At 41.9% G+C, this 26,011-nt stretch carries 20 protein-coding genes; 18 read left to right on the top strand and 2 right to left on the bottom strand.

Annotation, left to right across the window (positions count from 1 at the left end; all coding sequences use genetic code 11):
• Positions 1-10: 10 nt before the first annotated feature.
• The 16 genes from FC83_RS00155 (at position 11) to galE (ending at position 21,164) form a co-directional block, all read left to right on the top strand.
• Positions 11-4,333 carry a PolC-type DNA polymerase III gene (locus tag FC83_RS00155; protein WP_035454985.1) on the top strand — a complete coding sequence of 1,441 codons (4,323 nt, stop codon included), beginning with the start codon at positions 11-13 and terminating at the stop codon, positions 4,331-4,333.
• Positions 4,334-4,476: 143 nt separating this feature from the next.
• The gene (gene rimP / locus FC83_RS00160; protein ID WP_035454982.1) at positions 4,477-4,950 is read left to right on the top strand and encodes a ribosome maturation factor RimP; all 474 of its coding nucleotides are present in this window, start codon (positions 4,477-4,479) and stop codon (positions 4,948-4,950) included.
• A gap of 17 nt (positions 4,951-4,967) precedes the next feature.
• Positions 4,968-6,206, top strand: a complete 1,239-nt coding sequence (gene nusA / locus FC83_RS00165; protein WP_035454979.1) for a transcription termination factor NusA — start codon at positions 4,968-4,970, stop codon at positions 6,204-6,206.
• A gap of 7 nt (positions 6,207-6,213) precedes the next feature.
• On the top strand, positions 6,214-6,510 hold the full coding sequence (gene rnpM, locus FC83_RS00170) for an RNase P modulator RnpM (RefSeq protein ID WP_035454976.1): 297 nt from the start codon (positions 6,214-6,216) through the stop codon (positions 6,508-6,510).
• Between the two features lie 5 nt (positions 6,511-6,515).
• Positions 6,516-6,815 (top strand): YlxQ-related RNA-binding protein, encoded by a 300-nt coding sequence (locus FC83_RS00175; RefSeq protein ID WP_035455045.1) that lies wholly within the window; start codon positions 6,516-6,518, stop codon positions 6,813-6,815.
• 17 nt (positions 6,816-6,832) lie between these two features.
• Positions 6,833-9,547 (top strand): translation initiation factor IF-2, encoded by a 2,715-nt coding sequence (infB, locus tag FC83_RS00180; RefSeq protein ID WP_057002234.1) that lies wholly within the window; start codon positions 6,833-6,835, stop codon positions 9,545-9,547.
• A gap of 39 nt (positions 9,548-9,586) precedes the next feature.
• Positions 9,587-9,940: a 30S ribosome-binding factor RbfA gene (rbfA, locus tag FC83_RS00185; RefSeq protein ID WP_035454973.1), complete on the top strand. Its 354-nt coding sequence runs from the start codon at positions 9,587-9,589 to the stop codon at positions 9,938-9,940.
• 170 nt (positions 9,941-10,110) lie between these two features.
• Positions 10,111-11,019 (top strand): tRNA pseudouridine(55) synthase TruB, encoded by a 909-nt coding sequence (truB, locus tag FC83_RS00190; protein ID WP_035454970.1) that lies wholly within the window; start codon positions 10,111-10,113, stop codon positions 11,017-11,019.
• Positions 11,020-11,031: 12 nt separating this feature from the next.
• Positions 11,032-11,982, top strand: a complete 951-nt coding sequence (gene ribF, locus FC83_RS00195; RefSeq protein ID WP_057002235.1) for a riboflavin biosynthesis protein RibF — start codon at positions 11,032-11,034, stop codon at positions 11,980-11,982.
• A 2-nt stretch (positions 11,983-11,984) separates the two neighbouring features.
• Positions 11,985-13,127, top strand: coding sequence for a radical SAM family heme chaperone HemW (gene hemW, locus FC83_RS00200; RefSeq protein ID WP_035455299.1), 1,143 nt, complete (start codon positions 11,985-11,987; stop codon positions 13,125-13,127).
• 120 nt (positions 13,128-13,247) lie between these two features.
• Positions 13,248-14,300, top strand: coding sequence for a heat-inducible transcriptional repressor HrcA (gene hrcA, locus FC83_RS00205; RefSeq protein ID WP_035455298.1), 1,053 nt, complete (start codon positions 13,248-13,250; stop codon positions 14,298-14,300).
• Positions 14,300-14,980 (top strand): nucleotide exchange factor GrpE, encoded by a 681-nt coding sequence (gene grpE / locus FC83_RS00210; RefSeq protein ID WP_035455297.1) that lies wholly within the window; start codon positions 14,300-14,302, stop codon positions 14,978-14,980. Before hrcA ends, grpE begins: the two co-directional genes overlap by 1 nt.
• Positions 14,981-15,006: 26 nt before the next feature.
• Entirely contained in the window at positions 15,007-16,875 is a 1,869-nt protein-coding gene (gene dnaK, locus FC83_RS00215) for a molecular chaperone DnaK (protein WP_057002236.1), read from the top strand.
• A gap of 144 nt (positions 16,876-17,019) precedes the next feature.
• Positions 17,020-18,168, top strand: coding sequence for a molecular chaperone DnaJ (gene dnaJ / locus FC83_RS00220; protein WP_035455296.1), 1,149 nt, complete (start codon positions 17,020-17,022; stop codon positions 18,166-18,168).
• 151 nt (positions 18,169-18,319) lie between these two features.
• Positions 18,320-20,158: a translation elongation factor 4 gene (gene lepA, locus FC83_RS00225; RefSeq protein WP_057002237.1), complete on the top strand. Its 1,839-nt coding sequence runs from the start codon at positions 18,320-18,322 to the stop codon at positions 20,156-20,158.
• A gap of 13 nt (positions 20,159-20,171) precedes the next feature.
• Positions 20,172-21,164 (top strand): UDP-glucose 4-epimerase GalE, encoded by a 993-nt coding sequence (gene galE, locus FC83_RS00230; protein ID WP_035455295.1) that lies wholly within the window; start codon positions 20,172-20,174, stop codon positions 21,162-21,164.
• Positions 21,165-21,453: 289 nt separating this feature from the next.
• Here galE and FC83_RS00235 read toward each other — a convergent pair whose 3' ends face one another.
• Positions 21,454-22,692: a glycosyltransferase family 2 protein gene (locus FC83_RS00235; RefSeq protein WP_057002238.1), complete on the bottom strand. Its 1,239-nt coding sequence runs from the start codon at positions 22,690-22,692 to the stop codon at positions 21,454-21,456.
• Positions 22,693-23,046: 354 nt separating this feature from the next.
• Here FC83_RS00235 and FC83_RS17530 point away from each other — a divergent pair, with 354 nt between their 5' ends.
• Complete coding sequence (locus tag FC83_RS17530) at positions 23,047-23,175, top strand: hypothetical protein (RefSeq protein ID WP_268744887.1); 129 nt, start codon at positions 23,047-23,049, stop codon at positions 23,173-23,175.
• A 190-nt stretch (positions 23,176-23,365) separates the two neighbouring features.
• On the top strand, positions 23,366-24,907 hold the full coding sequence (locus FC83_RS00240; RefSeq protein WP_035455293.1) for a hypothetical protein: 1,542 nt from the start codon (positions 23,366-23,368) through the stop codon (positions 24,905-24,907).
• Here the strand turns inward: FC83_RS00240 and menC are convergent.
• Positions 24,886-26,010 carry an o-succinylbenzoate synthase gene (menC, locus tag FC83_RS00245; RefSeq protein ID WP_035455292.1) on the bottom strand — a complete coding sequence of 375 codons (1,125 nt, stop codon included), beginning with the start codon at positions 26,008-26,010 and terminating at the stop codon, positions 24,886-24,888. The genes FC83_RS00240 and menC overlap by 22 nt on opposite strands.
• Position 26,011: the final 1 nt, after the last annotated feature.

Consider the following 26,011-nt stretch of genomic DNA (forward strand, 5'->3'; position numbering starts at 1 on the left):
GAGATTATTAATGTTAAATAAAAATGAACTCTTCGAAAAGTTGTTGGCACAAATTGAACTGCCGGCTGATTTGAAAACCACAGACGCTTTTGCCAATGGAGAAATTGACAAAGTCGTGGTTCATGATAAATCAAATCAATGGGAGTTCTTTTTTTCAATACCAACGCTATTACCCTTTGAAGATTTTGAACAATTTCAACAAGCACTTATCAAGGGGTTCGATGATATTGCCAGCATTTCTTTTCATATCCATACCAATACGTCAGATTTTGATGAAAAAACGCTGCATGATTACTGGGCTTATGTATTGACCCATAGTAATTTAAATTCCCATTTACTGAAGCAAATTTGCGATGCCCAATTACCGCAGGTCCATGATCGCCGAGTGATATTGCCGGTGGAAAATGAAATCGTACAAGAATATATTGTCAAAGGCGCTTTGGGGCCCATCGAGGAGACCTTTGCTGATCTTGGGTTTCCCGGTTTTAATATCACAGCAACAGTAGACGCTAGTGCTTCCCAGGAAAAAATCGAGGCCTTTAAAAAACGCCAAGCTGAAACTAAAGATAAGATTCAAGCTTCAGCCAAACAAGCTAGTGTTGAAAAAAGCAAGCAACCAATACGGAGCGCCATCAGTCAACGTAAGGGTGATGCCTTAGTGGGACGTAAGATTAAACCAGACTTACCTGTGCGTCAAATGGCTGAAATCACGGAAGAAGAGCGCAGCGTGGTGGTTGAAGGCTACGTTTTTGACAGTGAGGTTCGGAAGTTACGGTCTGGCAGACAATTATTGATCATCAAAATGACCGACTACACCTCTTCTTTTGTTGTGAAGCGTTTTTCCAGGGATAATGATGACGAATCAGTTTTTGCTGACTTTAAAAAAGGGATGTGGGTCAAAGTTCGTGGGTCCGTGCAAGAAGATAGTTTCATGCGGGATCTGACGATCAATGCCCAAGACATTAATCTCTTCCACCATGAAGCCCGCCAAGATACGGCTGAAGGTGAAAAACGCATCGAACTGCATTTGCATACCACCATGAGTCAAATGGATGCCACCAACAGCATTACGGACTATGTGACCCAAGCTAAAAAGTGGGGCCACACAGCGATTGCGGTAACTGATCATTTTGGACTACAAGCTTTTCCAGATGCCCATAGTGCGGCTCAAAAAAATGACATGAAGATGATTTACGGTGTGGAGATCAATTTGGTGGATGATGGGCAACCACTAGCCTATAATTTGCGGGATGAAAAACTAAAAGATGCTGAATATGTTGTTTTTGATGTGGAGACCACGGGGTTATCTGCGGTTTATGACTCAATCATTGAATTAGCTGCTGTCAAAATGAAAGATAATGAAGTTGTTGCCAGTTTTGATGAATTTATTGATCCCGGCCATCCCTTATCTAAACTCACCACTGAATTGACTAGTATCACCGATGATATGGTCAAGGGGGCTAAATCAGAAGCTGAGGTCTTTCAATTATTCCAAGAATTCACCGGTGATGCTATTTTAGCAGGACATAATGTCACTTTCGATATTGGGTTCTTAAATGCTGGGTATCAACGCCATGATTTACCAACTGTCACTGTGCCGGTGATCGATACCTTGGAATTGTCACGGCTGTTGCATCCCGAATATAAGAATCATAAGTTGGACAACTTGGCTAAAAAATATGAAATTGTTTTGGAACACCATCATCGCGCCAATTCAGATGCGGAAACAACGGGCTATTTGCTCTATAAATTATTAGCCCAACTGGAAAAGCGATTTGGCAGTGACAATGTGGCACAATTAAATGATAATGTTGGTGGTAAAGAGGCTTATAAACAATCTCGGCCCCACCATGCCGTTTTGTTAGCCCAGACTCAAGCTGGTTTAAAAAATATGTTCAAGATTGTTTCTCAATCAATGATCAAATATTTTTATTATGAACCCAGAGTACCTAGAAGCTTGTTAAATGAGTACCGTGAGGGCTTATTGGTAGGGTCTGCTTGTTCATCCGGTGAAGTATTCACCGCGATGATGCAAAAGGGTTATGCTGATGCCATGGCTAAAGCCAAATACTATGACTATATTGAAGTGATGCCCAAACCAGTCTATCAACCGTTAATTGATAGCCAATTGGTGAAGGATTACAAAGCTTTAGATGATATTATCGCTAATTTGGTCAAATTAGGACAGGATTTGGATAAGCCAGTTGTGGCCACCGGGGATGTGCATTACCTGGACAAGCATGACGCCATTTATCGGGAAATTCTCGTGAAATCGTTAAAGAGCAGCCCCTTGCGCCGGCAGACATTGCCAGATGTCCATTTCCGCACGACTGATGAAATGCTAGCAGAATTTGCTTTCTTAGGGGCAGATGTGGCCCAGCAAATTGTGGTGGATAATACCCACGCGGTGGCCGATATGATTGCCGATGATATTACGCCAGTTAAAGATAAGTTGTATACGCCGAAAATGGCCGGTGCCGAAGATGAAATTCGTAATTTAACCTTGAATAAGGCCCATGAATTGTATGGCGATCCCCTGCCAGATATCGTGGACCAGCGCTTGAAGCGAGAACTGAAGAGTATCATTGGCAATGGTTTCTCAGTGATTTATTTAATTGCCCAGAAATTGGTATTTAAGTCTAATAAAGATGGTTACTTGGTAGGTTCTCGGGGATCGGTAGGTTCTAGTTTGGTCGCGACCATGACGGGAATCACCGAAGTCAATCCTTTGCCACCCCATTATCGGTGTCCAAAATGTAAATACAGTGAATTCTATACTAAGGGTGAAGTGGGTTCAGGTTTTGACTTACCTGATCGAACTTGTCCAAATTGTGGCACACCTTTAACTAAAGATGGCCATGATATTCCCTTTGAAACTTTCCTAGGATTCAAGGGGGATAAAGTGCCAGATATTGATTTGAACTTTTCCGGAGATTATCAGCCTGTGGCCCATAATTATACCAAGGTTTTATTTGGAGAGGATCATGTTTTTCGGGCTGGGACGATTGGCACGGTTGCTGATCAGACGGCTTTTGGCTATGTGAAGCATTATGAAGAAGAAACCGGCGCTAATTTTAGAAACGCCGAAATTGACCGCCTGAAAATGGGGGCTTCTGGCGTCAAGCGAACCACGGGTCAGCATCCAGCCGGGATTATTGTTGTCCCAGACTACATGGATATTTATGACTTTACCCCGATACAGTTTCCCGCTGATGCCCAAGATGCAGCCTGGAAAACAACGCATTTTGATTTTCACTCTATCCATGACAATATTTTGAAGTTAGATATCTTAGGCCATGATGACCCCACGATGATTCGCATGCTCCAGGACTTATCTGGCATTGATCCTAAATCAATTCCCACCGATGATCCTGGGGTAATGTCGTTATTCTCTAATCCAGATGTCTTAGGCGTAACAGAAGACCAGATCCAATCTAAGACTGGTACGCTGGGTATCCCTGAGTTTGGGACGCGCTTTGTCCGGGGAATGTTAGAAGAAACCCATCCCACCACTTTTGCGGAATTACTCCAGATTTCCGGTTTGTCCCACGGGACGGATGTCTGGTTAGGTAATGCCGAAGAGTTGATCAACCAAGGGGTGGTCACTTTGAAAGATGTTATTGGCTGTCGGGATAATATTATGATGGATTTAATTCACTGGGGTATGGATTCGCAAATGGCTTTTCAAATTATGGAACATGTGCGTAAGGGCCGAGGTATTCCAGATGAATGGCAAGACGCATTGCGTGCTAATGAAAATGTGCCCGATTGGTACATTGATTCATGTTTGAAGATTAAGTATATGTTCCCGAAGGCACATGCCACGGCCTATATTTTAATGGCCTTGCGAATCGCTTACTTTAAGGTTTATTTTCCGATTATTTATTACTGTGCCTATTTATCGGTGCGGGCAGACGATTATGATTTAGTCGCCATGACCTCAGGTAAAGACGCTGTTAAAGCAGAGATGCAAGCTATCAAAGACAAGGGCTTAGATGCTTCTCAAAAAGAGAAAAATTTATTGACAGTTTTAGAAATTGCCAATGAATGTTTAGAACGGGGCATTGATATTAAAATGGTGGACATTAATACGTCAGACTCTGAGGATTTTCAGATCATTGATGATCATACCTTGCTGGCCCCGTTTAAAGCTGTACCAAGTTTAGGGGATAGTGTTGCCAAGCAAATTGTTGCTGCTAGAGAAGAAAAGCCCTTCTTATCTAAGGAAGATTTAAGCAATCGGGGGAAGGTATCTGCGACTTTGATTCAATACATGACAGATAATCACGTTCTCGAAGATTTGCCGGATGAAAATCAATTATCTTTGTTTTAAATCTATGAAAACGGCTAAAACTGGGTCGTATTTGCTAAATCACAAGAAACATGTTATATTTAGAATGTATTTTGATACTTTTCGTTTGAGTGAGCAGAAGTGCTCACTCTTTTTATTGAAATAAATCAAGTGGAGGTGATTCTTTGAGTAACGTTGTGACCATTGTTGAAAATATCGTACAACCAATCGTTGATTCTTATCATTTCCAACTCGTAGATGTGGCCTATGAAAAAGAGGGACGCTCCTGGTATCTTAGAGTTTACATTGACAAACCCGGTGGTATCGACATCGAAGAATGTGCTTTGGTAAGTGAAAAATTAAGTGAAAAATTGGATGTTTTAGAACCTGATCCCTTTGATGATGCCTATTTCTTAGAGGTTTCATCCCCAGGCGCAGAACGACCATTGAAGACTGACACAGATATTGAAAATGCTGTTGGGGAATATATTCACATTTCGCTCTATCAAATTATTGATCAAAATAAAGTTTATGAAGGTACCTTAAAAGCAGTAGATCCAGACAATTTAACGCTGGAGATTAAAAATAAAACACGGCGTCAGTTAAAAACATTTGAACGGAAGAATATTGCTAAAGCGCGTTTGGCAATTGAATTTTAAGATCGGAAGGACTTATCATGAGTAAAGAAATGATTGAAGCTTTAGATGCTTTGGAAAAAGAAAAAGGCGTCAAAAAAGAGATCGTTATTGAGGCTTTAGAAGCGGCTTTAGTTTCAGCTTATAAGCGAAATTATGGCCAAGCCCAAAACGTTGAAGTGGATTTTGATGATAAAAAGGGTGATATCCATGTTTATGCCGTTAAGGAAGTCACGGATGAAGTTTTTGACTCTCGCTTAGAAGTTGGCTTGGATGAAGCTTTGAAAATGAATAAGGGCTATGAATTAGGCGATCAAATCAAATTTGAAGTCACGCCCAAAGACTTTGGCCGAATTGCGGCTCAAACGGCCAAACAAGTCATTATGCAGCGGGTTCGTGAAGCTGAACGCAGTATTGTTTATGATGAATATAGTCAGTATGAAAATGAAATTATGCAAGGTGTGGTTGAACGCCGTGACAACCGCTTTATTTACGTAAATTTGGGTCGAATTGAAGCTGTTTTAGGTAAACCAGATCAAATGCCAAATGAGGATTATCAACCCCATGACCGCATTAAGGTCTATGTGACCAAAGTTGAAAATACGACCAAGGGCCCGCAAGTATTCGTCAGTCGGACTCACCCAGATTTAGTTAAGCGCCTATTTGAACAAGAAGTACCTGAGATTTATGATGGTACTGTTGAAATTATGTCGATTGTGAGAGAAGCTGGCGACCGGACGAAGATGGCGGTTCGTTCAACAGATAGTAATATTGACGCCGTTGGGACCTGTGTTGGTCCTAAAGGTCAACGGGTTCAAGCCGTGGTCAACGAACTTCATGGGGAAAATATGGACATTGTTGCTTGGGAAGAAAATCCCGCTGATTATATTGCCAATGCTTTAAATCCAGCAGAAGTAGTCAACGTGGTCTTTGACCAAAATAATGACCATAATTGTGTGGTGATCGTCCCTGATGATCAATTGTCTTTAGCCATTGGGAAACGGGGCCAAAATGCCCGCCTAGCGGCAAAATTGACTGGTTTTCGAATTGATATTGAGCGGGAAAGTGAAGCCGGCGATATTCAAAGTAAGTTTGATGAAGTTGCCCGTAATCGCATATTAGCGCAAGCTCAAGCTGACACACCCGCACAAGGTGCCACCACACCAAGCCCGGCTGATGCAAAACCGCAAACGCCATCAGCAACGCCAAAGCCTGACCAAGCTGATGACGCCGGGACAGCAGATGCTAAAACTAGCTCATCTAGTGATCAAGCAGAGTAGGTGAATTATGAAGAAACGTAAAATTCCGATGCGTAAAGATGTGTTAACTGATGAAATGCATCCCAAAAAAGAAATGGTTCGTGTTGTTAGGAATAAAGAAGGCGAAGTTAGTCTAGACCCGACTGGTAAAAAACCGGGTCGTGGTGCTTATGTTTCCTTAAATCCTGAAGCGGTGAAAGCTGCCAAAGAAAAACGGACCCTAGATACAGTTTTCGAAGTTAAAATTTCAGACGACTTTTATGATGAACTGTTTGAATACGTTGATCATAAAAAAGCCAGACAGGAACTTTTCGGTAATGACTAATGGTAATTGATCAAACTCAAAAACTAATGAACCTCATTGGCTTAGCGATGCGCGCCGGGAAAATTATTACTGGGGAAGAATTAGTTTTAAAAGCACTGATTGCTGGCAAGCTAAAATTAGTATTTATTGCTAGTGATGCTGGCAGTGCCACAACCAAAAAATTAAATGATAAAACGACTTACTATCATGTACCCATACATGACCAATTAAGTACGGAGCAACTCACAAAAGCAATTGGCCGACCAAGAAAAATTATCGGCATTAATGATGCCGGATTTGCCAAAGGCATGGTGAAGCTCATGTAAATAAGGAGCGTGAAGATATGGGGAAAAAGAGAATTTATGAATTTGCAAAGGAATTAAATTTACCAAGTAAAGAAGTAGTTGAAGCGGCTCAAAAAGCTGGTTTAGATATTAAGAATCACATGTCATCAGTTGAAGTTGGTCAAGAGCAAAAGATTAAGCAGGCCTTGCATGTAGATACTGGTGTCACCAGCGGTGCTAGTAAGGCTGGCAGTCAGCAACCAAGAGCTGCTCAGCCAAGACCTGCCCATCAACATACCCCAGCTAGACCTTCATCTCACCAAAATCGGGCGGTCACAAGAAATACCGCTGCCGCTAGTCAACCAAGTAATCCTAATCAAAATAATAATAGTCACCATACCACGAATAGTAATTCGAACCATACCGGTACGACGCAACAGAATAATCGACCAAGACAGGATAATAATCGTATGCAAAGTTCGCAACAAAAGTCTAACAATGGTACTTCACAAACAAATAATCGGCCAAACAATCGTAACAGCCGACCACAAAATCAAAATCGCAATGCAAGCACTAACGCTGGCCAAAATCGGACGAATAACAATCAAGGCCAAAATCGTAATGCTATTAATAATCAAAATCGTAGCAACAACAATCAAAATCGCAACACTAGTAATCCACAAAACCGCACCAATACGACAACCAATAACCGGACGAATAACAATCGTCCAGCTAGCAATAATGCGCGGCCACAAAATAGTCGCCTACAAAATTCAGGTTCGACGACCAACCAAACGCGCACCACTGGGAACACGCAAAATCGCACGGGTCAACGGACAACAACCGGTGGGAATACTGGCGGTGGTTACAACAATCGTAACAGCAATAATCGCGGGGGCTCATGGAGCAATAATCGTGGCGGCAATGCCTTTAATCGTCGGCGGAATAATAAAAAGAACCGGCGTCGGGATACGACACCTAAGAAACCAATGCCACAACGTAAAGATCGGCCATTACCAAGTGTCTTAGTTTATACAGAAGGTATGAATGCCCAGGACTTGGGTAAAATTTTACACCGGGAACCAGCAGAAATTGTTAAAAAATTATTTATGCTGGGCGTCATGACTAACCAAAATCAATCTTTAACTAAGGATGCCATTGAATTATTAGCTACAGATTATGGCATTGATGCGAAAGAAAAAGTTGAAGAAGATATCACTGATTTGGATAAAATCTTTAATGACGAAGAGCAAAATGATGCTCATTTGGAAAGCCGACCACCAGTTGTAACGATCATGGGGCACGTTGACCATGGTAAAACAACGTTGTTGGATAAATTACGGCATACCCATGTAACTGCTAGTGAAGCTGGGGGGATCACCCAACATATTGGGGCCTACCAAGTTAAATTGGATAATCGCGTCATTACTTTTCTAGATACACCAGGGCATGCGGCCTTCACTAACATGCGAGCCCGGGGTGCTGATGTTACCGATATCATTATTTTAGTTGTTGCGGCTGATGATGGTGTGATGCCACAAACAATTGAAGCCATCAACCACGCTAAGGCTGCTAAGGCACCAATTATTGTGGCTGTTAACAAAATCGATAAGCCCGGCGCTAACCCGAACCACGTGATGGAACAGTTGACCGAATATGGGTTAATTCCTGAAAGCTGGGGCGGCGATACCATTTTCGTTGAAATTTCTGCTAAATTTGGCAAAAATATTGATGAATTATTGGAAATGGTTTTACTTGAGGCCGACATGTTGGAATTAAAAGCCAACCCACAACAACGTGGGGTCGGTACGGTTCTTGAAGCTCGACTAGACAAGGGTAAAGGGCCAGTAGCTTCCTTACTTGTGCAACAAGGGACACTCCACGTCGGGGATCCAATTGTCGTGGGGAATACCTTTGGCCGTATTCGGGTCATGACCAATGACCGGGGGCGGCGGGTTAAAGAAGCCTTGCCATCTGAACCAGTAGAAATCACTGGTTTAAATGATGTACCAGATGCAGCTGATAAGTTTGCCGTCTATGAAGACGAAAAAACAGCTCGGGCAGCTGGTGAAGAACGTGCGAAAAAGGCTTTGCTTGAAGAACGTAGTCATACGACACATGTTACGTTAGATAACCTGTTTGAGTCCATGAAACAAGGGGAACTTAAAGAAGTCGACGTTATCATTAAAGGTGACGTTCAGGGTTCTGTTGAAGCGTTAGCCAACAGTTTACAAAAAATTGAAGTTGCTGGTGTGCGTGTGAATATTATTCACCAAGCCGTTGGGGCCATTAATGAAAGTGATGTTACCTTAGCTGCAGCCAGTCAAGCGATTATCTTAGGGTTTAACGTTCGGCCGACCGCTAATGCTAGATCACAAGCTGATATGGATGACGTGGATATTCGCCTTTACAATGTCATTTATAATGCCATTGAAGAAGTTGAGTCTGCCATGAAAGGCATGCTGGAACCAACTTACCAAGAAAAAGTAACCGGTAACTTAACTGTCCGCGAAACGTATAAAGTTTCTAAAGTTGGGACGATTGCTGGGGCCTATGTAAATACAGGTTATATTACCCGAGATTCAGGGGTACGACTGATTCGCAATAGCATCGTTATTTTTGAAGGTAAACTAGCTTCCTTGAAGCGTTTTAAAGATGACGTTAAAGAAGTTCGCTCTGGTTTTGATTGCGGCCTAACAATTGAAAATTACAACGATATTAAAGTTGATGACGAAATCGAAGCTTATGTTATGGAAGAAGTGCCAGTTAAATAAATTCTCAATAACCAAGCTTGATTTAGGGGGTTTGTTTTTATGAAACATCGTATTGGTCGTGTTGAACAAGAAATTTTACGCGAAGTTAACGATATCTTGCTCAAACGTGTGCGGGATCCACGTATTGAAGGTGTCACTATCACCGGGGTGGATCTAACTGGTGACTTACAGCATTGCAAGATTTATTATTCAATTTTGTCTGATAAAGCTAGTGATAGCCAGCGGGCACAAGCTGGATTGGATCATGCTAAAGGTTTGATTCGCAGTGAACTGGGTCAACGCATTAAGATTTATAAAATTCCAGAATTGACATTCTTACAAGATAAGTCTGTTCAATATGGTGAAAGAATCGATGAGTTGATTCGTGGTCTGCATGAATCTGAAAAGCAGTAATATTTTAAGTTAATGCTAATACCCAAATCAATAGTTCAGCTAAAAACCGCATTCAAATCATGATTTGAATGCGGTTTTTTTCTTTGGTTTCAAACGGCGTACACCTTGTTTTTACAGCGACTTTCCAGTTATAATGTACTTATTTGGCAAAATAGAAACGGAGATAAAATATGAACGGAATTTTACCCTTATATAAGCCTGCTGGCATGTCCAGCCATGATTGTGTGGCGGCTATCCGCAAAATCATTCATGAGCGGCGTGTGGGCCATTCAGGCACTTTGGATCCACAAGTAGATGGTGTTTTACCGATATGTATTGGGCAAGCCACGAAAGTCGTGGATTACTTATTGACTAAGGGCAAGGTTTACACCGGTGAAATCTTATTAGGACAAGCCAGCGAAACCGAAGATTTGGAGGGGGCGATTATTGCTCAGACGGCAATTCTAAAACCCTTTGATCAAGATCAGATAACCCAGGCCATGGCGGCCTTAACGGGCGATATCATTCAAATTCCACCGATGTATTCAGCCGTTAAAGTAAACGGTCGACGCTTGTATGACTATGCCCGTAGTGGTGATCCAGTGCAACGCCCCAAACGGGCAGTTCATGTTTATCGTTTTCAGTTGCTTGGTACTAATTACGATGCCACAACCAAGACGCAACGCATTCAATTTTCGGCGGAAGTCTCAAAGGGGACTTACATTCGCACATTAGCGGTGGACTGTGGCAAAATTTTAGGGGTGCCGGCTTTGATGGCACAACTAACACGTTTGTCCAGTGGTGGGTTTGATCTTGAGGATACAATTTCACTGGCTGACTTTAAAGCAGCAGTGGCCAATGGACAAGGGGCACAACACTTGTTTCCAATGGAACGGGTCCTGAGCGATTTTCCAGTTTATGTCTTATCGCCACACCAGCGTGAACAGATTCAAAATGGGGCTTTTTTAGAGCTGCCTGGTTTACCAGATGTGGTGGCATTGACCTATCAAAATTATATTAAAGCTTTATATCAGCGTAAACGTGGTGATATCTATAAACCGCTGAGAATGTTTTTGCAAAATGAGGGAATTGGCAGTTAGGAGTAAGTTATCTTGAAAGTTATTCATTTACATCATCCCTATGATCCAAAAGAAATTGACCCAGAACCAATTGTATTAGCTTTAGGTTTTTTTGATGGGGTTCATCGGGGCCACCAGGCGGTTATTAAGCGCGCTAGAGCGATTGCGACGGCAAAACAGTTACCCTTGGCCGTGATGACGTTTAATCAGCATCCAGCTATTGTTTTTAAACAAATTGGACCAGATGGCATTGACTACTTATCGCCGTTAAAACGTAAAATTGAATTAATGCGGGCTAATCAAGTGGATTTATTATATGTTGTGGATTTTACCTCTGAATTTGCCAGTCTCAGCCCCCAAGCTTTTGTAGCGCAATACATGGTCAACCTTCACGCTCAAATCGTTGTGGCCGGGTTTGATTATACTTATGGTAAAAAAGCGGTGGCCAATATGACGACTTTACCGCAGTTGAGTCAAGGTAGGTTTGAGACGGTCAGTGTGGCTGAGCAGGATGCGGCGGCAGCCAAAATCAGCTCTAGTCGCATTCGGCAGTTATTGCTACAAGGGGATGTGGATCAGGCGAATACTTTGTTAGGTTATGTTTATCAAACTGCTGGCTTGGTGGTCCACGGGTTAGCCCGGGGGCGGACTTTAGGTTATCCTACCGCTAATATTTTGACAGATGACCATCAACAAATTCCCGGCGTTGGTATTTATGCGGTACAAATTCAAGTCAATGGCCGCTGGTATGAAGCGATGGCTTCTGTAGGCTACAATATTACCTTTGCAGATCAGCATAAACTGACTGTAGAGATCAATATTTTTGATTTTGATACCTTTATTTATGGCGAAAGTGTTCGGATTCGTTGGTATCATTATTTACGGGGTGAAGTGAAATTTGAAAATGCCCAGGGATTGATCGCACAACTAGGCCAGGATAAGATCAATACACGCCAGTATTTTGAAGATTTGAGGCGACAATAAGAATGGCTGCAGCTTATATTCATATTCCTTTTTGCGATTTCATTTGCTATTACTGTGACTTCAATAAGGTGTTTATTGAAGATCAGCCAGTTGATGATTATATTCACATGCTACTGCGGGAAATTGCAATGACTATGGCTGAAAATCCCCAAGAAAAAATCGATACGCTATATATTGGTGGGGGTACGCCTTCAAGTTTAAGCCCGAAGCAATTAGATACGTTGCTCAAAGGTATTCGCGAAATATTGCCCTGGTCTGGCGGTGAATTTACCGTGGAATGTAATCCCAACAATATTGTCACACCAGAGCGTTTAACAGTGATGCGCCAATATGGGGTCAATCGACTGAGTATTGGGGTACAATCCTTTAACGATACTGTATTACGCCAGATTGGGCGCAAGCATACGGCTCAACAGGCCTTTGATGCGATCGACATGGCTCGCCGTACTGGTTTTTCGAATATCAGTATTGATTTGATCTTTCGGCTGCCCGGGCAAAGTGAAGCGGATTTTAAACAGACACTTGCGCAAGCAATTGCCCTGGACTTGCCCCACTATGCCACGTATTCGTTGATTTTGGAAAAGAAAACAATTTTTTATAACATGCAACGGCAAGGGCGGTTGCATTTGCCCAGTGAAGATGCGGAAGCAGATATGTATGAATTGGCTTTAAATACATTTACCGACCACGGGTTACCCCAATACGAAATTAGCAATTTTGCTAAACCTGGCTTTGAATCCAAGCACAATTTAATGTATTGGCATAATGAGCACTATTTCGGGTTTGGAGCAGGCGCTTATGGTTATATTGGCCGGGATCGCTATCATAATAACGGCCCGATCCAGCAGTACCTTGCACCGTTACATGCGCATAAGTTACCTGTATTTGAGCATCATTTGGTTCCATTTTCAGAACAGGTAGAAGAAGAGATGTTTTTAGGTTTACGCACTAATCAAGGGGTTTCAAAGGCCAATTTTCAAGCAAAGTATGGTTATTCGATTCGTGATATCTATGGCGATACCCTCGATAAATTGATTCAGCACAAGCTTTTAGAAGATTCAGCCGGTTATTTACGCCTGACCCACGACGGCCGTTTCTTTGGGAACAACGTATTTGCTGAATTTTTAATTGATGATGAGACCTAATGGGACTTTGGTCGGAATTCAACTTTTTTCTTTGAGTTTTCTTGACAATATCCCGGAGTATTGCTATATTATAACTTGTATTAGCACTCTAAGTCTTTAAGTGCTAAAAGAGGTGGTAAGATGCTGACACAAAGACAGGCACTTATTTTAAAGAATATTATTAGAATTTATACGCAAACTGAACAACCGGTTGGTTCTAAACATTTGATGAATGAGTTGCCAATTCAAGTTAGCTCCGCCACGATTCGTAACGATATGGCGAAACTTGAAGAAATGGGTTTATTAGATAAGACTCATTCCTCCTCTGGACGGATTCCGTCTATTAGTGGTTATCGTTACTATCTTGATCATCTATTAGAACCTAGTGATGTTTCCTCAAATGATCTTGCAATCATTCAACAGACATTTAATCAACAATATCAGATGATTGATGATATTGTTGAGCAGTCTGCGACGATTCTTTCAACCCTCACCAGCTATACGGCGATTACCCTAGGGCCAGATGTCCAAGACATCAAATTAGACGGCTTTCGTTTAGTGGCACTCGGCAATCATCAGGTTATGGCAATTCTAGTAACCAGTGCTGGTACCGTGCAGAATCAAATTTTTCAAGTCCCAGAATCCATTAGCGGTGAAGATCTTGAAAAAGCTGTGCGGATCATCAATGATCAATTGGTGGGACAACCTTTGGCTGTTGTGGCTAAACGGATTCAAACTGACGTACCACAAATGTTGATGAAGTATGTTTCATCACCAACTGGTTTCTTGGATATTTTTGGTGATGTTTTGAAAAAAGCGGGCTCAGATCATTTTTATGTCGGGGGTCGTTTGAATCTTTTGGATTTTGCCAATAATGATGTTTCTAGTTTGAAGACATTATATTCATTATTTGAGAAAAATGATGATTTGGCTAATCTGCTCCGCTTGCCTGATTTTGGGACGGGGGATTCAGATAAAATCATGGTTCGCTTGGGGGATGAATTAACTCCGCACACCCTGCGCAATTATTCTTTGATCACGGCAACCTATGATGTTCATAATCATGGCCGTGGCGTAATTGCGTTGCTGGGACCAACGAGCATGCCTTATTCAAGGATTATCGGGCTATTAGATTTGATTCGTGAAGAATTGGCACGACGCTTGACAGATTATTATTCTAATTTTGATGATTAATGGGAAGGAGTTTTCACTTGTCAAAGGATAACAAGGTTGAATTTCCATCTGAAAAAGACCTCAAAAATGGAGATTCCCAAGCAAAGCAACCTCAAAAGAAGGTTCATGATACAACTGCACAGCATGCTGTAACTGACAAAGCAGATCCTAAGTCTGAAACTTTAGCTGAAACTAAAGCGGATTTAGAGGAAGTGTTACAGACTGATGATGCAAATGTACCAAAATTACAAGCCGAATTAACAGAATTAAAAGAAAAAAATGATCATTTAGAAGATCAGTTCTTACGGGCCCAGGCAGAAATTCGCAATATGGCCAATCGCAATAAGAAAGAACAAGAACAATTAGCAAAATATGACGGGCAACGACTAGCTAAAGATATTTTACCGGTCCTTGATAATTTGGAACGGGCGTTGGCTGTTGAGGTCAAAGACGACCACGGTCAACAACTTAAAAAAGGTATTGAAATGGTTTATACAGCCATGCAAAATGCGCTGAAGGATAATAATATCACTGAGATCAAGGCACAGGGTGAAAAATTTGATCCAACCTTGCATCAAGCGGTGCAAACAACACCTAAAACCCCAGATCAAGAAAGTGATACAGTTGTTCAAGTCTTGCAGCGGGGTTACCTGTTAAAAGACCGTGTATTAAGACCAGCAATGGTTGTAGTTGCTCAATAATTTTAGAAAAGAAGGTTATTTAAATTATGGGAAAAGTTATTGGTATCGACTTAGGTACAACTAACTCTGCAGTCGCAGTGCTTGAAGGCGGCGAACCTAAAATCATCACAAACCCTGAAGGGGCTAGAACCACACCATCTGTTGTAGCATTTAAAGATGGCGAAATTCAAGTTGGTGAAGTAGCTAAGCGTCAAGCTATCACTAATCCGGATACAATTTCATCAATTAAACGGCATATGGGTGAAGCTGGCTATAAAGTTAAAGTTGGCGATAAGGAATACACACCCCAAGAAGTTTCAGCTATGATCTTGCAGTACATCAAGAAATTCTCTGAAGATTATTTGGGCGAAGAAGTTACCCAGGCAGTTATTACAGTACCTGCTTACTTCAACGATTCCCAACGGCAAGCTACTAAAGATGCCGGTAAAATTGCCGGTTTAAAAGTTGAACGGATCATTAATGAACCAACTGCTTCTGCATTAGCTTACGGCCTGGATAAGGGTGATGCTGATGAAAAAGTATTGGTTTATGATTTAGGTGGTGGGACGTTTGATGTCTCTATTCTTGAATTAGGCGACGGTGTCTTCCAAGTACTCTCTACAAATGGGGATACACACTTAGGTGGGGATGACTTCGACCAAAAGATTATCGACTGGTTAGTTGATAACTTTAAGAAAGAAAACAACATTGATTTGTCAAAAGATAAAATGGCGTTACAACGGCTAAAAGATGCTGCTGAAAAAGCTAAGAAAGATTTGTCTGGTGTCACAAGTACACAAATCAGTTTGCCATTTATTTCTGCTGGCGATAATGGGCCATTACACTTGGAAGCAACTTTGACCCGAGCCCAATTTGATCAATTAACAGCTGATTTAGTTGAACGGACAAAGGGCCCTGTTGACAATGCCTTAAAAGACGCCAAGTTGACCAATAGTGATATTGATAAAGTTATCTTAAATGGTGGTTCTACGCGGACACCTGCCGTTCAAGAAGCTGTTAAGAAATGGACTGGTAAAGAACCAGATCATTCCATCAACCCTGATGAAGCCGTTGCCTTGGGTGCTGCCATTCAAGGTGGGGTCATCACTGGTGATGTTAAAGATGTTGTTCTGTTGGATGTCACACCATTATCCTTAGGGATTGAAACCATGGGTGGCGTCTTTACAAAACTGATCGATCGCAATACAACTATTCCTACCAGCAAGTCACAAGTATTCTCAACGGCTGCTGATAATCAACCTGCTGTTGATATTCACGTGTTACAAGGTGAACGGCCAATGGCTGCAGATGATAAAACATTAGGTCGTTTCCAATTAACAGATATTCCGGCTGCCCCAAGAGGTGTGCCACAAATTGAAGTTAAATTTGATATCGATAAAAATGGGATCGTCAATGTTTCTGCCAAAGATTTAGGCACTAAAAAAGAGCAGAAGATTACGATCAAGAGTTCTTCAGGCTTGTCAGATGATGAAATCGATCGCATGATGAAAGAAGCTAAGGAAAACGAAGCTGCTGACTCTAAGCGTAAAGAAGAAGTTGATTTGAAGAATGACGTGGATCAATTACTCTTCACGACCGATAAGACCTTAAAAGACGTCAAAGGCAAAGTTTCTGATGACGAAATTAAAAAGGCTGAAGATGCTAAAGCTGAACTTGAAAAGGCTAAAGAAGCCAACAATCTTGAAGATATGAAGGCTAAACGGGATGCCTTAAACGAAGTTGTTCAAAACTTGACGGTTAAATTATACCAACAAGCTCAAGAAGCCCAAGGTGCCCAAGGCGCTAATGGCGCTGCCCAAGGTGCAACCGACCAAGGGACTGGTGACCAAGGTAAAAAGGGTGACGATGGTAAGACTGTTGATGGTGATTTCGAAGAAGTTAAAGATGACAAATAATCATTAATTAACCTTGCTTGATGCTTATGGTCCATCAGCAGATAATCTGCTTTTGGACCATATTTTGTAGTCAAATGGTTTTGATTTTTGACGGTTTATGGTATAGTAATTCAGGTTTACAATGATTCGTTAAGGAGGCAGATCATGGCAGAAAAAAGAGACTACTATGAAGTCCTCGGTGTGTCTCGCGATGCTAGTGATGATGAAATCAAAAAAGCATTTCGAAAATTATCCAAGAAATACCATCCAGATTTAAATAAAGCACCTGATGCAGAGGCTAAATTTAAAGAAGTCAATGAAGCTTATGAAGCGTTAAGTGATCCACAAAAACGGGCGGCTTATGACCAATACGGCCATGCTGGCATGGACGGTTTTAATGGTGCTGGCGCTGGTGCCGGTGCTGGTGGGGCTGGCTTTGGTGATTTTGGCGGCTTTGATGATATTTTCAGTTCATTCTTTGGTGGCGGTTCAGCGCAACGGCAACAGCCCAATGCACCTCGCCAAGGCAATGATTTACAATATCGCATGGACTTAGACTTTAAAGAAGCCATTTTTGGTAAAACAACAACCATTTCCTATAATCGGGAAGCAACTTGTGAAACTTGTAATGGTTCTGGTGCAGCCCCAGGAACCAGCCCAGTGACTTGTCATAAGTGTCACGGGACTGGTTATATTGAAGCTGATCGGCGGACACCCCTTGGGGTTATGCGGACCCGTGAAGTCTGTGATGTTTGTGGTGGGACTGGTAAAGAAATTAAAGAAAAATGCCCAACTTGTCATGGTACTGGGCACACAGCTCAACGCCACAGTGTCAAAGTTAACGTGCCTGCAGGTGTTGATGATGGCCAACAAATGCGTCTGCAAGGCCAAGGTGAAGCCGGTACTAATGGCGGCCCTTATGGTGATTTGTATGTTGTCTTTCGGGTAAAGAGCAGTAAAGATTTCAATCGGGAAGGTACAGAAATTTATTCCGATATGCCAATTTCCTTTGTTCAAGCTGCTTTAGGTGATGAGATCAATGTGGATACCGTTTATGGCCCCGTTAAGTTAAAAATTCCAGCGGGAACGCAAACAGATACCTCATTTAGACTGCGGGGCAAAGGTGCACCTAGTTTAAATGGTGGCAATACTGGCGACCAACATGTACGGGTTCATATTGTGACACCAAAGAGTTTAAATAGTAGTCAAAAAGAAGCATTAGCAGCCTTTATGAAGGCTTCTGGTGAAACAGTCAAACCTCAAGAAGGTGGCCTGTTTAATAAAATTAAAGATTCATTAAAAGGCGACCGCTGATTTTCTAACAACGGTATTCAAACTTTTAATGGCATTAAAGGAGGCATCTCAAAACTTCAGTTTTGTAGATGCCTCCTTTTGTATGCAATTGTTTTCAATGATTGGGCTTGGTATAATTGATAGATAAGTCGAGAAAGTAGGGAACCAAAAAATGGATCGCAATGAAATGATTGAGCACCAAAAAGACATTCGAAATTTTTCAATCGTCGCTCATATCGATCATGGTAAATCAACAATTGCCGATCGTATCTTGGAATTGACCGATACGGTGTCTAAACGAGAAATGCAAAATCAAATATTAGATGATATGGATTTAGAGCGTGAACGCGGTATCACGATTAAATTGAACGCGGTTCAGCTGCACTATCATGCTAAAGATGGCAAGACCTATGTGTTTCATTTAATCGATACCCCGGGACATGTGGATTTTTCTTATGAAGTCTCTAGAAGTCTAGCGGCCTGTGAAGGGGCAATTTTAGTTGTTGATGCGGCACAAGGTGTTGAAGCACAAACGCTAGCGAATGCCTATTTAGCAGTGGATAATGATTTGGAAATTATTCCGGTGATCAACAAAATTGATTTACCTTCTGCTGAGCCGGATCGGGTGAAAGAAGAAATTGAAGAAATGATTGGCATTGACGCTAGCGATGCTATTTTAGCTAGTGGTAAAGTGGGCATTGGGATTCCTGAACTATTGGAGCGGATCGTGGCCCAAATACCTGCACCCCAAGGGGATGTAGATGCACCTTTTAAGGCTTTGATTTTTGACTCAGTTTATGATAATTATCGTGGGGTTGTGTTAAGTATTCGGGTCATGGATGGTTTCGTGAAGGTTGGCGATACTATCGAGCTCATGAATAACCAAAAACGTTTTGAAGTGACTGAAGTCGGGGTGATGTCCCCTAAAGCCATTCCCACCCAGCAGTTATCCGCTGGTGACGTAGGTTATTTAACGGCTAGTATTAAGAGTGTTAAAGAAACCCGGGTGGGGGACACGTTAACTTTAGCGGATCGCCCGGCAGAAAAAGCCTTACCCGGCTATCGCAAAATCACACCGATGGTTTATTCCGGGATGTATCCCGTGGATAATGCCAAGTTTAACGACCTGCGTGAGGCTTTGGAGAAACTGCAATTAAATGATGCCGCTTTGGAGTTTGAGCCAGAAACCTCTAAGGCACTGGGTTTTGGTTTTCGTTGTGGCTTTTTAGGATTGTTACACATGGATGTGGTCCAAGAACGCCTAGAACGTGAATTTAATTTAGATTTGATCATGACGGCCCCCTCAGTTGATTATCATCTTGTGCTAACAGATGGCACCGAATCAGTGATTGATAATCCTGCTGAGATGCCGGAAGCATCGAGTATTTCTGAAATTCAAGAACCCTATGTTAAAGCTTCAATTATGGTCCCTAATGATTATGTGGGCCCGGTCATGGAGTTGTCTCAAAAAAAACGTGGTGAATTTGTGACCATGGATTATTTGGACAAATATCGGGTCAATGTAGTCTATGATATGCCCCTGTCGGAAATTATTTATGATTTCTTTGATGATCTAAAATCAAACACCAAAGGATATGCTTCTTTGGATTATGAGATCGAGGGCTATCGGGCCAGCGATTTAGTTAAAATGGATATTTTGATCAATGGCGAAGCTGTTGATGCCCTGAGTACCATTGTCCATAAAGATTTTGCCTTTGAAAGAGGCAAGGAAATTGTGGCGGCGCTAAAGACCACAATCCCTAGACAACAATTTGAAATCCCGATTCAAGCAGCAATTGGCAACAAGGTGATTGCCCGGTCTAATATCAAAGCGTATCGGAAAAATGTGTTGGCTAAATGTTATGGCGGTGATATTTCCCGTAAACGCAAATTATTAGAGAAACAAAAAGCTGGTAAAAAACGCATGAAGTCTGTTGGGTCGGTGGAAATTCCCCAAGAAGCCTTCATGTCTATTTTACGGACAGATGAAACAGAAAGTCATAAAAATTAGTGGAGGTTAATTCATGAGTATTTTAGTACTTGGTGGAGCTGGTTATATCGGCTCACATACGGTGGATCGTTTAATTGAAAAGGGTTATGATGTGGCGGTCATCGATAATTTGATCACTGGCCATCGCCTGGCTGTTAATCCCAAGGCCCGGTTTTACCAAGGCGATGTGCGAGACCGTAATTTCTTGGAACAGGTTTTTAACGCTGAAAAAGTTGACGGGGTCATCCACTTTGCCGCCTTCTCCATCGTCCCTGAATCCATGAGTGACCCCTTGAAATACTTTGACAACAACACGGGTGGTATGATCACTTTGCTAGAAGCCATGCATGCTCACAATATTCAGCGGATCGTCTTTTCTTCCACTGCGGCCACTTATGGGGAACCTAAACAGATCCCCATCAAAGAAACGGATCCCCAAGTGCCTACTAATCCCTATGGGGAAAGCAAGTTAGCCATGGAGAAAATCATGAAGTGGGCCGATGCAGCCTATGGCATCAAGTTCATTGCCCTGCGTTACTTTAACGTGGCCGGGGCTAAGGCCGACGGTAGTATCGGCGAAGATCATCATCCTGAGACCCACTTGATCCCCATCATTTTACAAGTGGCCCAGGGCAAACGGGATAAACTCAAGATCTTTGGCGACGATTATCCCACCAAAGACGGCACCAACGTGCGGGATTATGTCCACGTGGTGGATCTAGCCGATGCCCATATTTTAGCTATTCAACGCCTGTTGGACGGGGGCGCTTCTGATGCCTTTAACTTAGGGTCTTCCACGGGCTTTTCTAACAAAGAAATTTTAGAAGCTGCCCGCAAAGCCACGGGTCAAGCTATTCCGGCGGAAATGGCCCCAAGACGGGCTGGGGATCCCAGTACATTGATCGCCGATTCCACCAAGGCCCGCAAAATACTGGGCTGGCAACCCCAGTATGATGACGTTGAAAAAATTATCGCCACAGCTTGGACCTGGTTGAACACGCATCCAGATGGTTATGGGGATAAATAAAGTCAATAAAAATTAATGGCTGATTGTCATTGAACATTTGAACGTTCAATGACAATCAGCCATTTTTATTTTTGGCGATGATGATCAGCGGATTCAAAGGGTGGGGAATTGTGCTTAGGAATAATTAAATTAAAATAAAGAAAAATGATTGTGATAAAAAGCACTATTTAGTCACTGGGCAAATAGTGCGCTGGCATAGGATACAAAAAAACATCATCAATAAGCGCCTAAGTCATAGTTTGTTGTCATGACCAGCGTGATGATGATGTCTCTTTTGAATTAGCCGTGATTATGAATCAGGATGAGCAGCATGAGTGGTTTTTTCCCAGTTTGTCAATCTCAAAATTTGCCGCAGGGTTGCTTTATAGGGCACGACAACTAACGGGATTAAATAAAGTTGAAACAAGATACTCAACCAAAAGGCATGGATAAATTTACGGGGATTTGAAGCCGCTGAATTACGATTGAATTGTAGCGCCATGAATAAGCAAATGATCAAATTCAATACCACGATTGTAAACAGCGCCGGACTGATCCAATTTTGCGGGGCGGTGAAAGCAGCAAATAGTTGAACTACCAGGGCGATCAGATTGGTGAGTGGCAAGAAAGTAGCCACAACTGGTAAAACCAGCCAGGTAGTGGTATCTAATTTTTGAAATAATTTAATTTGCGAGCTTCGCCACAGTTTTGGTAAATAGCGCCAACATTGTAGACTGCCTTGACACCAGCGCGTCCGTTGTTTGATCAAGGGGGCTAAATGTTCAATGCCACTTTGATGGATAACGACATCGTTATTAAACGCCGTGTGAAATCCCTTCAGCCAAGCCCTTAGCGTGAATTCTAAGTCTTCCAACAGACTATGGCCCCAAGGATTAGCTAAAGCTAGGGCTAACGTTACAAACTGACCATTTCCCGAGGCAATACCCTGGCTGTAGCGTTCACGGACTTGTTGTTGGGCACTGTTCATGCCTAAAAATTCAAAGTTCTGCATCCTAGTGAGCCAGTTATCGGTATTATAAATGGCAACGCCACTCTGAAACATGTCAATTTGGGGATGATCCGCAAAAAAATCTACGGCTTTGGTCAAATTGGCTGCATCGATCCGGGAATCGGCATCGATGATGGCTAAAATTGTATGACGCGGTGAAGTCGTATGGTTAAAGTTTGAAATTTTTTGGGTTGCAAAGTTTAAAACGGCGCCTTTGCCTTGATGTGCCTGCTCGCTGGGCCGGTCTAAAACCACAAGCTGATTTAACGATAAGTGGGCCATTAACTCAGAGACCAAAATTAAACTGTTATCACTGGAATCATCGTTAACGACTACCACAGTGGCGTCAATTCTGGCTGGCAGTCGCTGGATTTGTGCCAGCAAAGCTTCAATTGTGGAGACAATGACATGTTCTTCATTAAGCATTGGAATGACCAGATAAAGCTTAAATTGTTGGGGATGTGCTGGTGGCGTTGGGATCGGCGGTAATTTAACACTGGCAGATAGGGTGAAACTCAATAAATAAACCAGATAAAACAAAAATGAAACCACGAGTGCAACTATGAAAAGAACCGACAATATATTCACCTACTGTTAGAAATCGTTTAATTGAAAATAAAGTATCTCTAGATTAGTATTTGTTATATAATTATAAGGAAAACTATCACCAAATGAAATGATAACACTATTTTTAAATAAAGGGAATACGCATGTGCTAGTTAATTTTAAATCATGTATCCATAAACAAACATTGCAATAGTGTCTAGAAACATACACTTCGTTCATCATGTCAGTTTTTAGTTTCTGGCTTAAGTAGTCAACGTCTGCCAAACTATGTGAACAGATAAATTGATTGATTAGGGCGGCACTATTTTAATATCATGAATAGCGGCCTTGCTGGGCGTTGAAACCAAGGTTTTTCAAGAACTTAAACACTTTGGCTTGGCGATTACAGATGTTTTGGCATGGCAGCATTGGGAAGTTGTCTTAGGTTTAGGTTCAAATTCTTGGATCAAACGTTGATAATTAGTCGTAAATTAGTGACTAATTGACTTAATGAAAATTGAAAATTTTCTAAATTTTGGTTACATTCAATTTGGTCTGACATCGGTCTCACTTCTTTGATCAGGAGTAACTAAAGTGTAGCCGATTCAGGTTACTTTTGTGTGATTACTTTTAACTAACACCACGCGTAAGGGGAATATAGGTAAAGATGACAATTATACAGAATATTAAAAAAGTCGGTCTCAGTATCGCCGGTTTAGTTGCAATGGCCCTGTTAGTTTGGGACTTATTAGCCACTCTCCAGACACCCGGGTTTAAAGCCCATATTAGCACGACTCGCCTGTTAGTAGCCGTGATCTTGAGTACTACTATTATATTAGCCAGTTGGTTTTTTGCTAAATTTTTGACAAAGAAAAACCGCTTAATTATTTTTATATCAATCTTAGCTTTAGTTCTTTTAAAATTTATTTTTGTGCTACGTTTTCCAATTGCACCCACATCGGATTTTTGGAATTATCATGTACTAGCGTCTTACAACGTCTTAGGCATGACTTGGTCTAAAATGTGGACTCAGGGCTATTTAAATACAAATATTATTTGGCCTCATGTCATCAATATTTCTTGGTTTTATAGTGTATTTTATTCATTTTTTAGGCCGAATTATTTGGTGGCTCAGTGTGCTAGCATTTTATTAAGTGGCGTCAATGCAATTTTGCTGTTTAGTTTATGTCAACACTTTGTCAGCAAACGCGCGGCAATTTTTGCCGCATTGATTTTCTATGCGATCCCGGCCTACTGGCTTTATACGTTGTTAAACGGGGCGGAACCCATATTTTTAACTTTTTTATTAGGTGCGCTAATCTGTTACCACCGCGCCATGTATGCTAAAGGACAGCGGTTAATGATTGAACACTACTTTTATTTTGGCTTTTCTTTATTGTTGCTGTTTTTAGCCAATATGGTTCGGCCAATTGCCTTAGTCTGGATCGTAGTCATTGTCTTTTTTAGTATTTTTCGCTTGAAATCACGCCAAAAAGAATTTCCTCGGCGAATCTGGTTCAACCCCTTAGCCTATGCCGTTATTTTTGTGTTGCTTAACTTAGCCAGCACGCCGATTTACCGAGTCTTATATGGGGTACCTTTTGCCCCAACGACCGTGCTGAATCAATATTCTCTGGCGATTGGGACCAATGTGAAGACTGGGGGCATGTATGCTGGTGGGATTCGCCAACAGGTTGATCAAGATTTAAATCAAAAGAGCTTACCCTTGACCAAACGTTTTGACAAAGTAACCACAGACATGCAAAAAATCTCTAAGCATAATATCCAGACCTTAAATCAAACGCGGGGGTGGGTACCCTTTTTAAGGGTCAAAACTATCAATTTGATGCGAGAGGATTATGGCTCTAACTGGATTTTATATAATTTAAAGCGCAACAGGGATCGCACAACTTATTACACACGCTTGAGTGCGTTTTTGAGCGTGTATTCGACGATTTTCTTCGTGATATTGCTGGTGCTAGCCGGCTTAGTTTTATTGCTGAGCCCATGGCTGATTTATCGCCAGCGTAGTTTCCACATACCAGATTTAAATCGGCTTTTTTATGGCTTGCTTTTGTGGGATGGCTTTATGCTAAGTAGTCTGATTTTTGAAGTGCAGGGCCGCTACCATATCATCTTATATGTGCCCTTATTACTGATAATCACCTGGGGGCATGATAGATTATTTCAACGCAATAAATTGGGTTGAGCGTTTAACTGATCCTGTAAAGCAGGGGCTAAGTGTATCGGTAAACCAGGGGTGTCATCGTTGATAAATTGTAAGCGACCAGCTTTTAAAACCGGTGGATTTAAAATTAAAGTCTGTTTGAAAAATTGGGATGCTGGCCCCACGTCACCGGGATAAGTGCAAAGACTTAAGCGGGCCAACGTCTGGCTATACAGCCGGCCCAAGTCACTTTCGACCATCCCGCCAATCCAGATACCCAGACCATGTTGATGACAGAGTTTCATGATGTCTAAGGCCACTTGAAAGCCCCCGACCCGAGCTGGTTTCACATTAATAATGTGGGCACTACGGCATTTGATAGCTGTTTGCACATCGTCTAGGGTATGAATATTTTCATCTAAGCAAAGTGGCGTTTTTAAATTAGCTTGTAATACGCCATGGGCCACAAAATCAGTATTGCTTAAGGGCTGTTCTAACATCGTAAGATTTAAGTGATCCAGGCTTTGCAACTTAGACATATCTGCCAACTTAAAGGCCGCATTGCCATCTAACATGAAGGCCATGTTAGGGAAAGCGCCGCGAAGTTGCTTTATTTTTAAGAGATCAGCCAAACCGGCGACTTTTAATTTGATACGACGATAACCGGCAACCTGGGCCGCCTGAATCTGTTGGGTTAGGGTATGAACACCGTTTAGTCCTAAGCTAATACCTACGGGGATGTTTAGATGCACCTGACAGCTAGCTGCACGGCTTAAGTAAGTTGCTAAGGGTAATTGGGCCCCTTGGGCAAATAAGGCCCATAGTGGCATTTCTAAGGCTGCCTTAGCCATTTGGTGGCCAGCAACATCTTGGAATAGGCGGTTGAAATCACCTGGTGTGGTAAAATTTTGATCTTTCATTTTGGGACCCAAATACGATTGAATAAACGCCCGCGCTTCAAATTGTGTTTCTGGATTATACAATGGGGTGTCTAAAGCCTCTAGCTCTCCAATGGCCCTGTGGCCTAGCTCGTTGGTTAAAGCGACTAGGGTCAAATGTCGTTTTTGCATGGTGTCATGATTGGTCGTAAAAGGGGCATTCAAGGCTAAAGTGACTGGTAATAATTGAATGGCAGTTAAATGCATA

It is taken from the genome of Agrilactobacillus composti DSM 18527 = JCM 14202 (assembly GCF_001436375.1).
Taxonomy (GTDB): domain Bacteria; phylum Bacillota; class Bacilli; order Lactobacillales; family Lactobacillaceae; genus Agrilactobacillus; species Agrilactobacillus composti.

What these genes read in the sequence shown, in the direction of transcription:
- hemW (WP_035455299.1), top strand. Translation starts at nt 11,985, where the DNA reads ATGGCTGCAGCTTATATTCATATTCCTTTTTGCGATTTCATTTGCTAT.
- menC (WP_035455292.1), bottom strand. Translation starts at nt 26,010, where the DNA reads ATGCATTTAACTGCCATTCAATTATTACCAGTCACTTTAGCCTTGAAT.
- hrcA (WP_035455298.1), top strand. Translation starts at nt 13,248, where the DNA reads ATGCTGACACAAAGACAGGCACTTATTTTAAAGAATATTATTAGAATT.
- rbfA (WP_035454973.1), top strand. Translation starts at nt 9,587, where the DNA reads ATGAAACATCGTATTGGTCGTGTTGAACAAGAAATTTTACGCGAAGTT.
- galE (WP_035455295.1), top strand. Translation starts at nt 20,172, where the DNA reads ATGAGTATTTTAGTACTTGGTGGAGCTGGTTATATCGGCTCACATACG.
- rnpM (WP_035454976.1), top strand. Translation starts at nt 6,214, where the DNA reads ATGAAGAAACGTAAAATTCCGATGCGTAAAGATGTGTTAACTGATGAA.
- lepA (WP_057002237.1), top strand. Translation starts at nt 18,320, where the DNA reads ATGGATCGCAATGAAATGATTGAGCACCAAAAAGACATTCGAAATTTT.
- nusA (WP_035454979.1), top strand. Translation starts at nt 4,968, where the DNA reads ATGAGTAAAGAAATGATTGAAGCTTTAGATGCTTTGGAAAAAGAAAAA.
- truB (WP_035454970.1), top strand. Translation starts at nt 10,111, where the DNA reads ATGAACGGAATTTTACCCTTATATAAGCCTGCTGGCATGTCCAGCCAT.
- dnaJ (WP_035455296.1), top strand. Translation starts at nt 17,020, where the DNA reads ATGGCAGAAAAAAGAGACTACTATGAAGTCCTCGGTGTGTCTCGCGAT.
- dnaK (WP_057002236.1), top strand. Translation starts at nt 15,007, where the DNA reads ATGGGAAAAGTTATTGGTATCGACTTAGGTACAACTAACTCTGCAGTC.
- grpE (WP_035455297.1), top strand. Translation starts at nt 14,300, where the DNA reads ATGGGAAGGAGTTTTCACTTGTCAAAGGATAACAAGGTTGAATTTCCA.
- FC83_RS00155 (WP_035454985.1), top strand. Translation starts at nt 11, where the DNA reads ATGTTAAATAAAAATGAACTCTTCGAAAAGTTGTTGGCACAAATTGAA.
- FC83_RS00240 (WP_035455293.1), top strand. Translation starts at nt 23,366, where the DNA reads ATGACAATTATACAGAATATTAAAAAAGTCGGTCTCAGTATCGCCGGT.
- infB (WP_057002234.1), top strand. Translation starts at nt 6,833, where the DNA reads ATGGGGAAAAAGAGAATTTATGAATTTGCAAAGGAATTAAATTTACCA.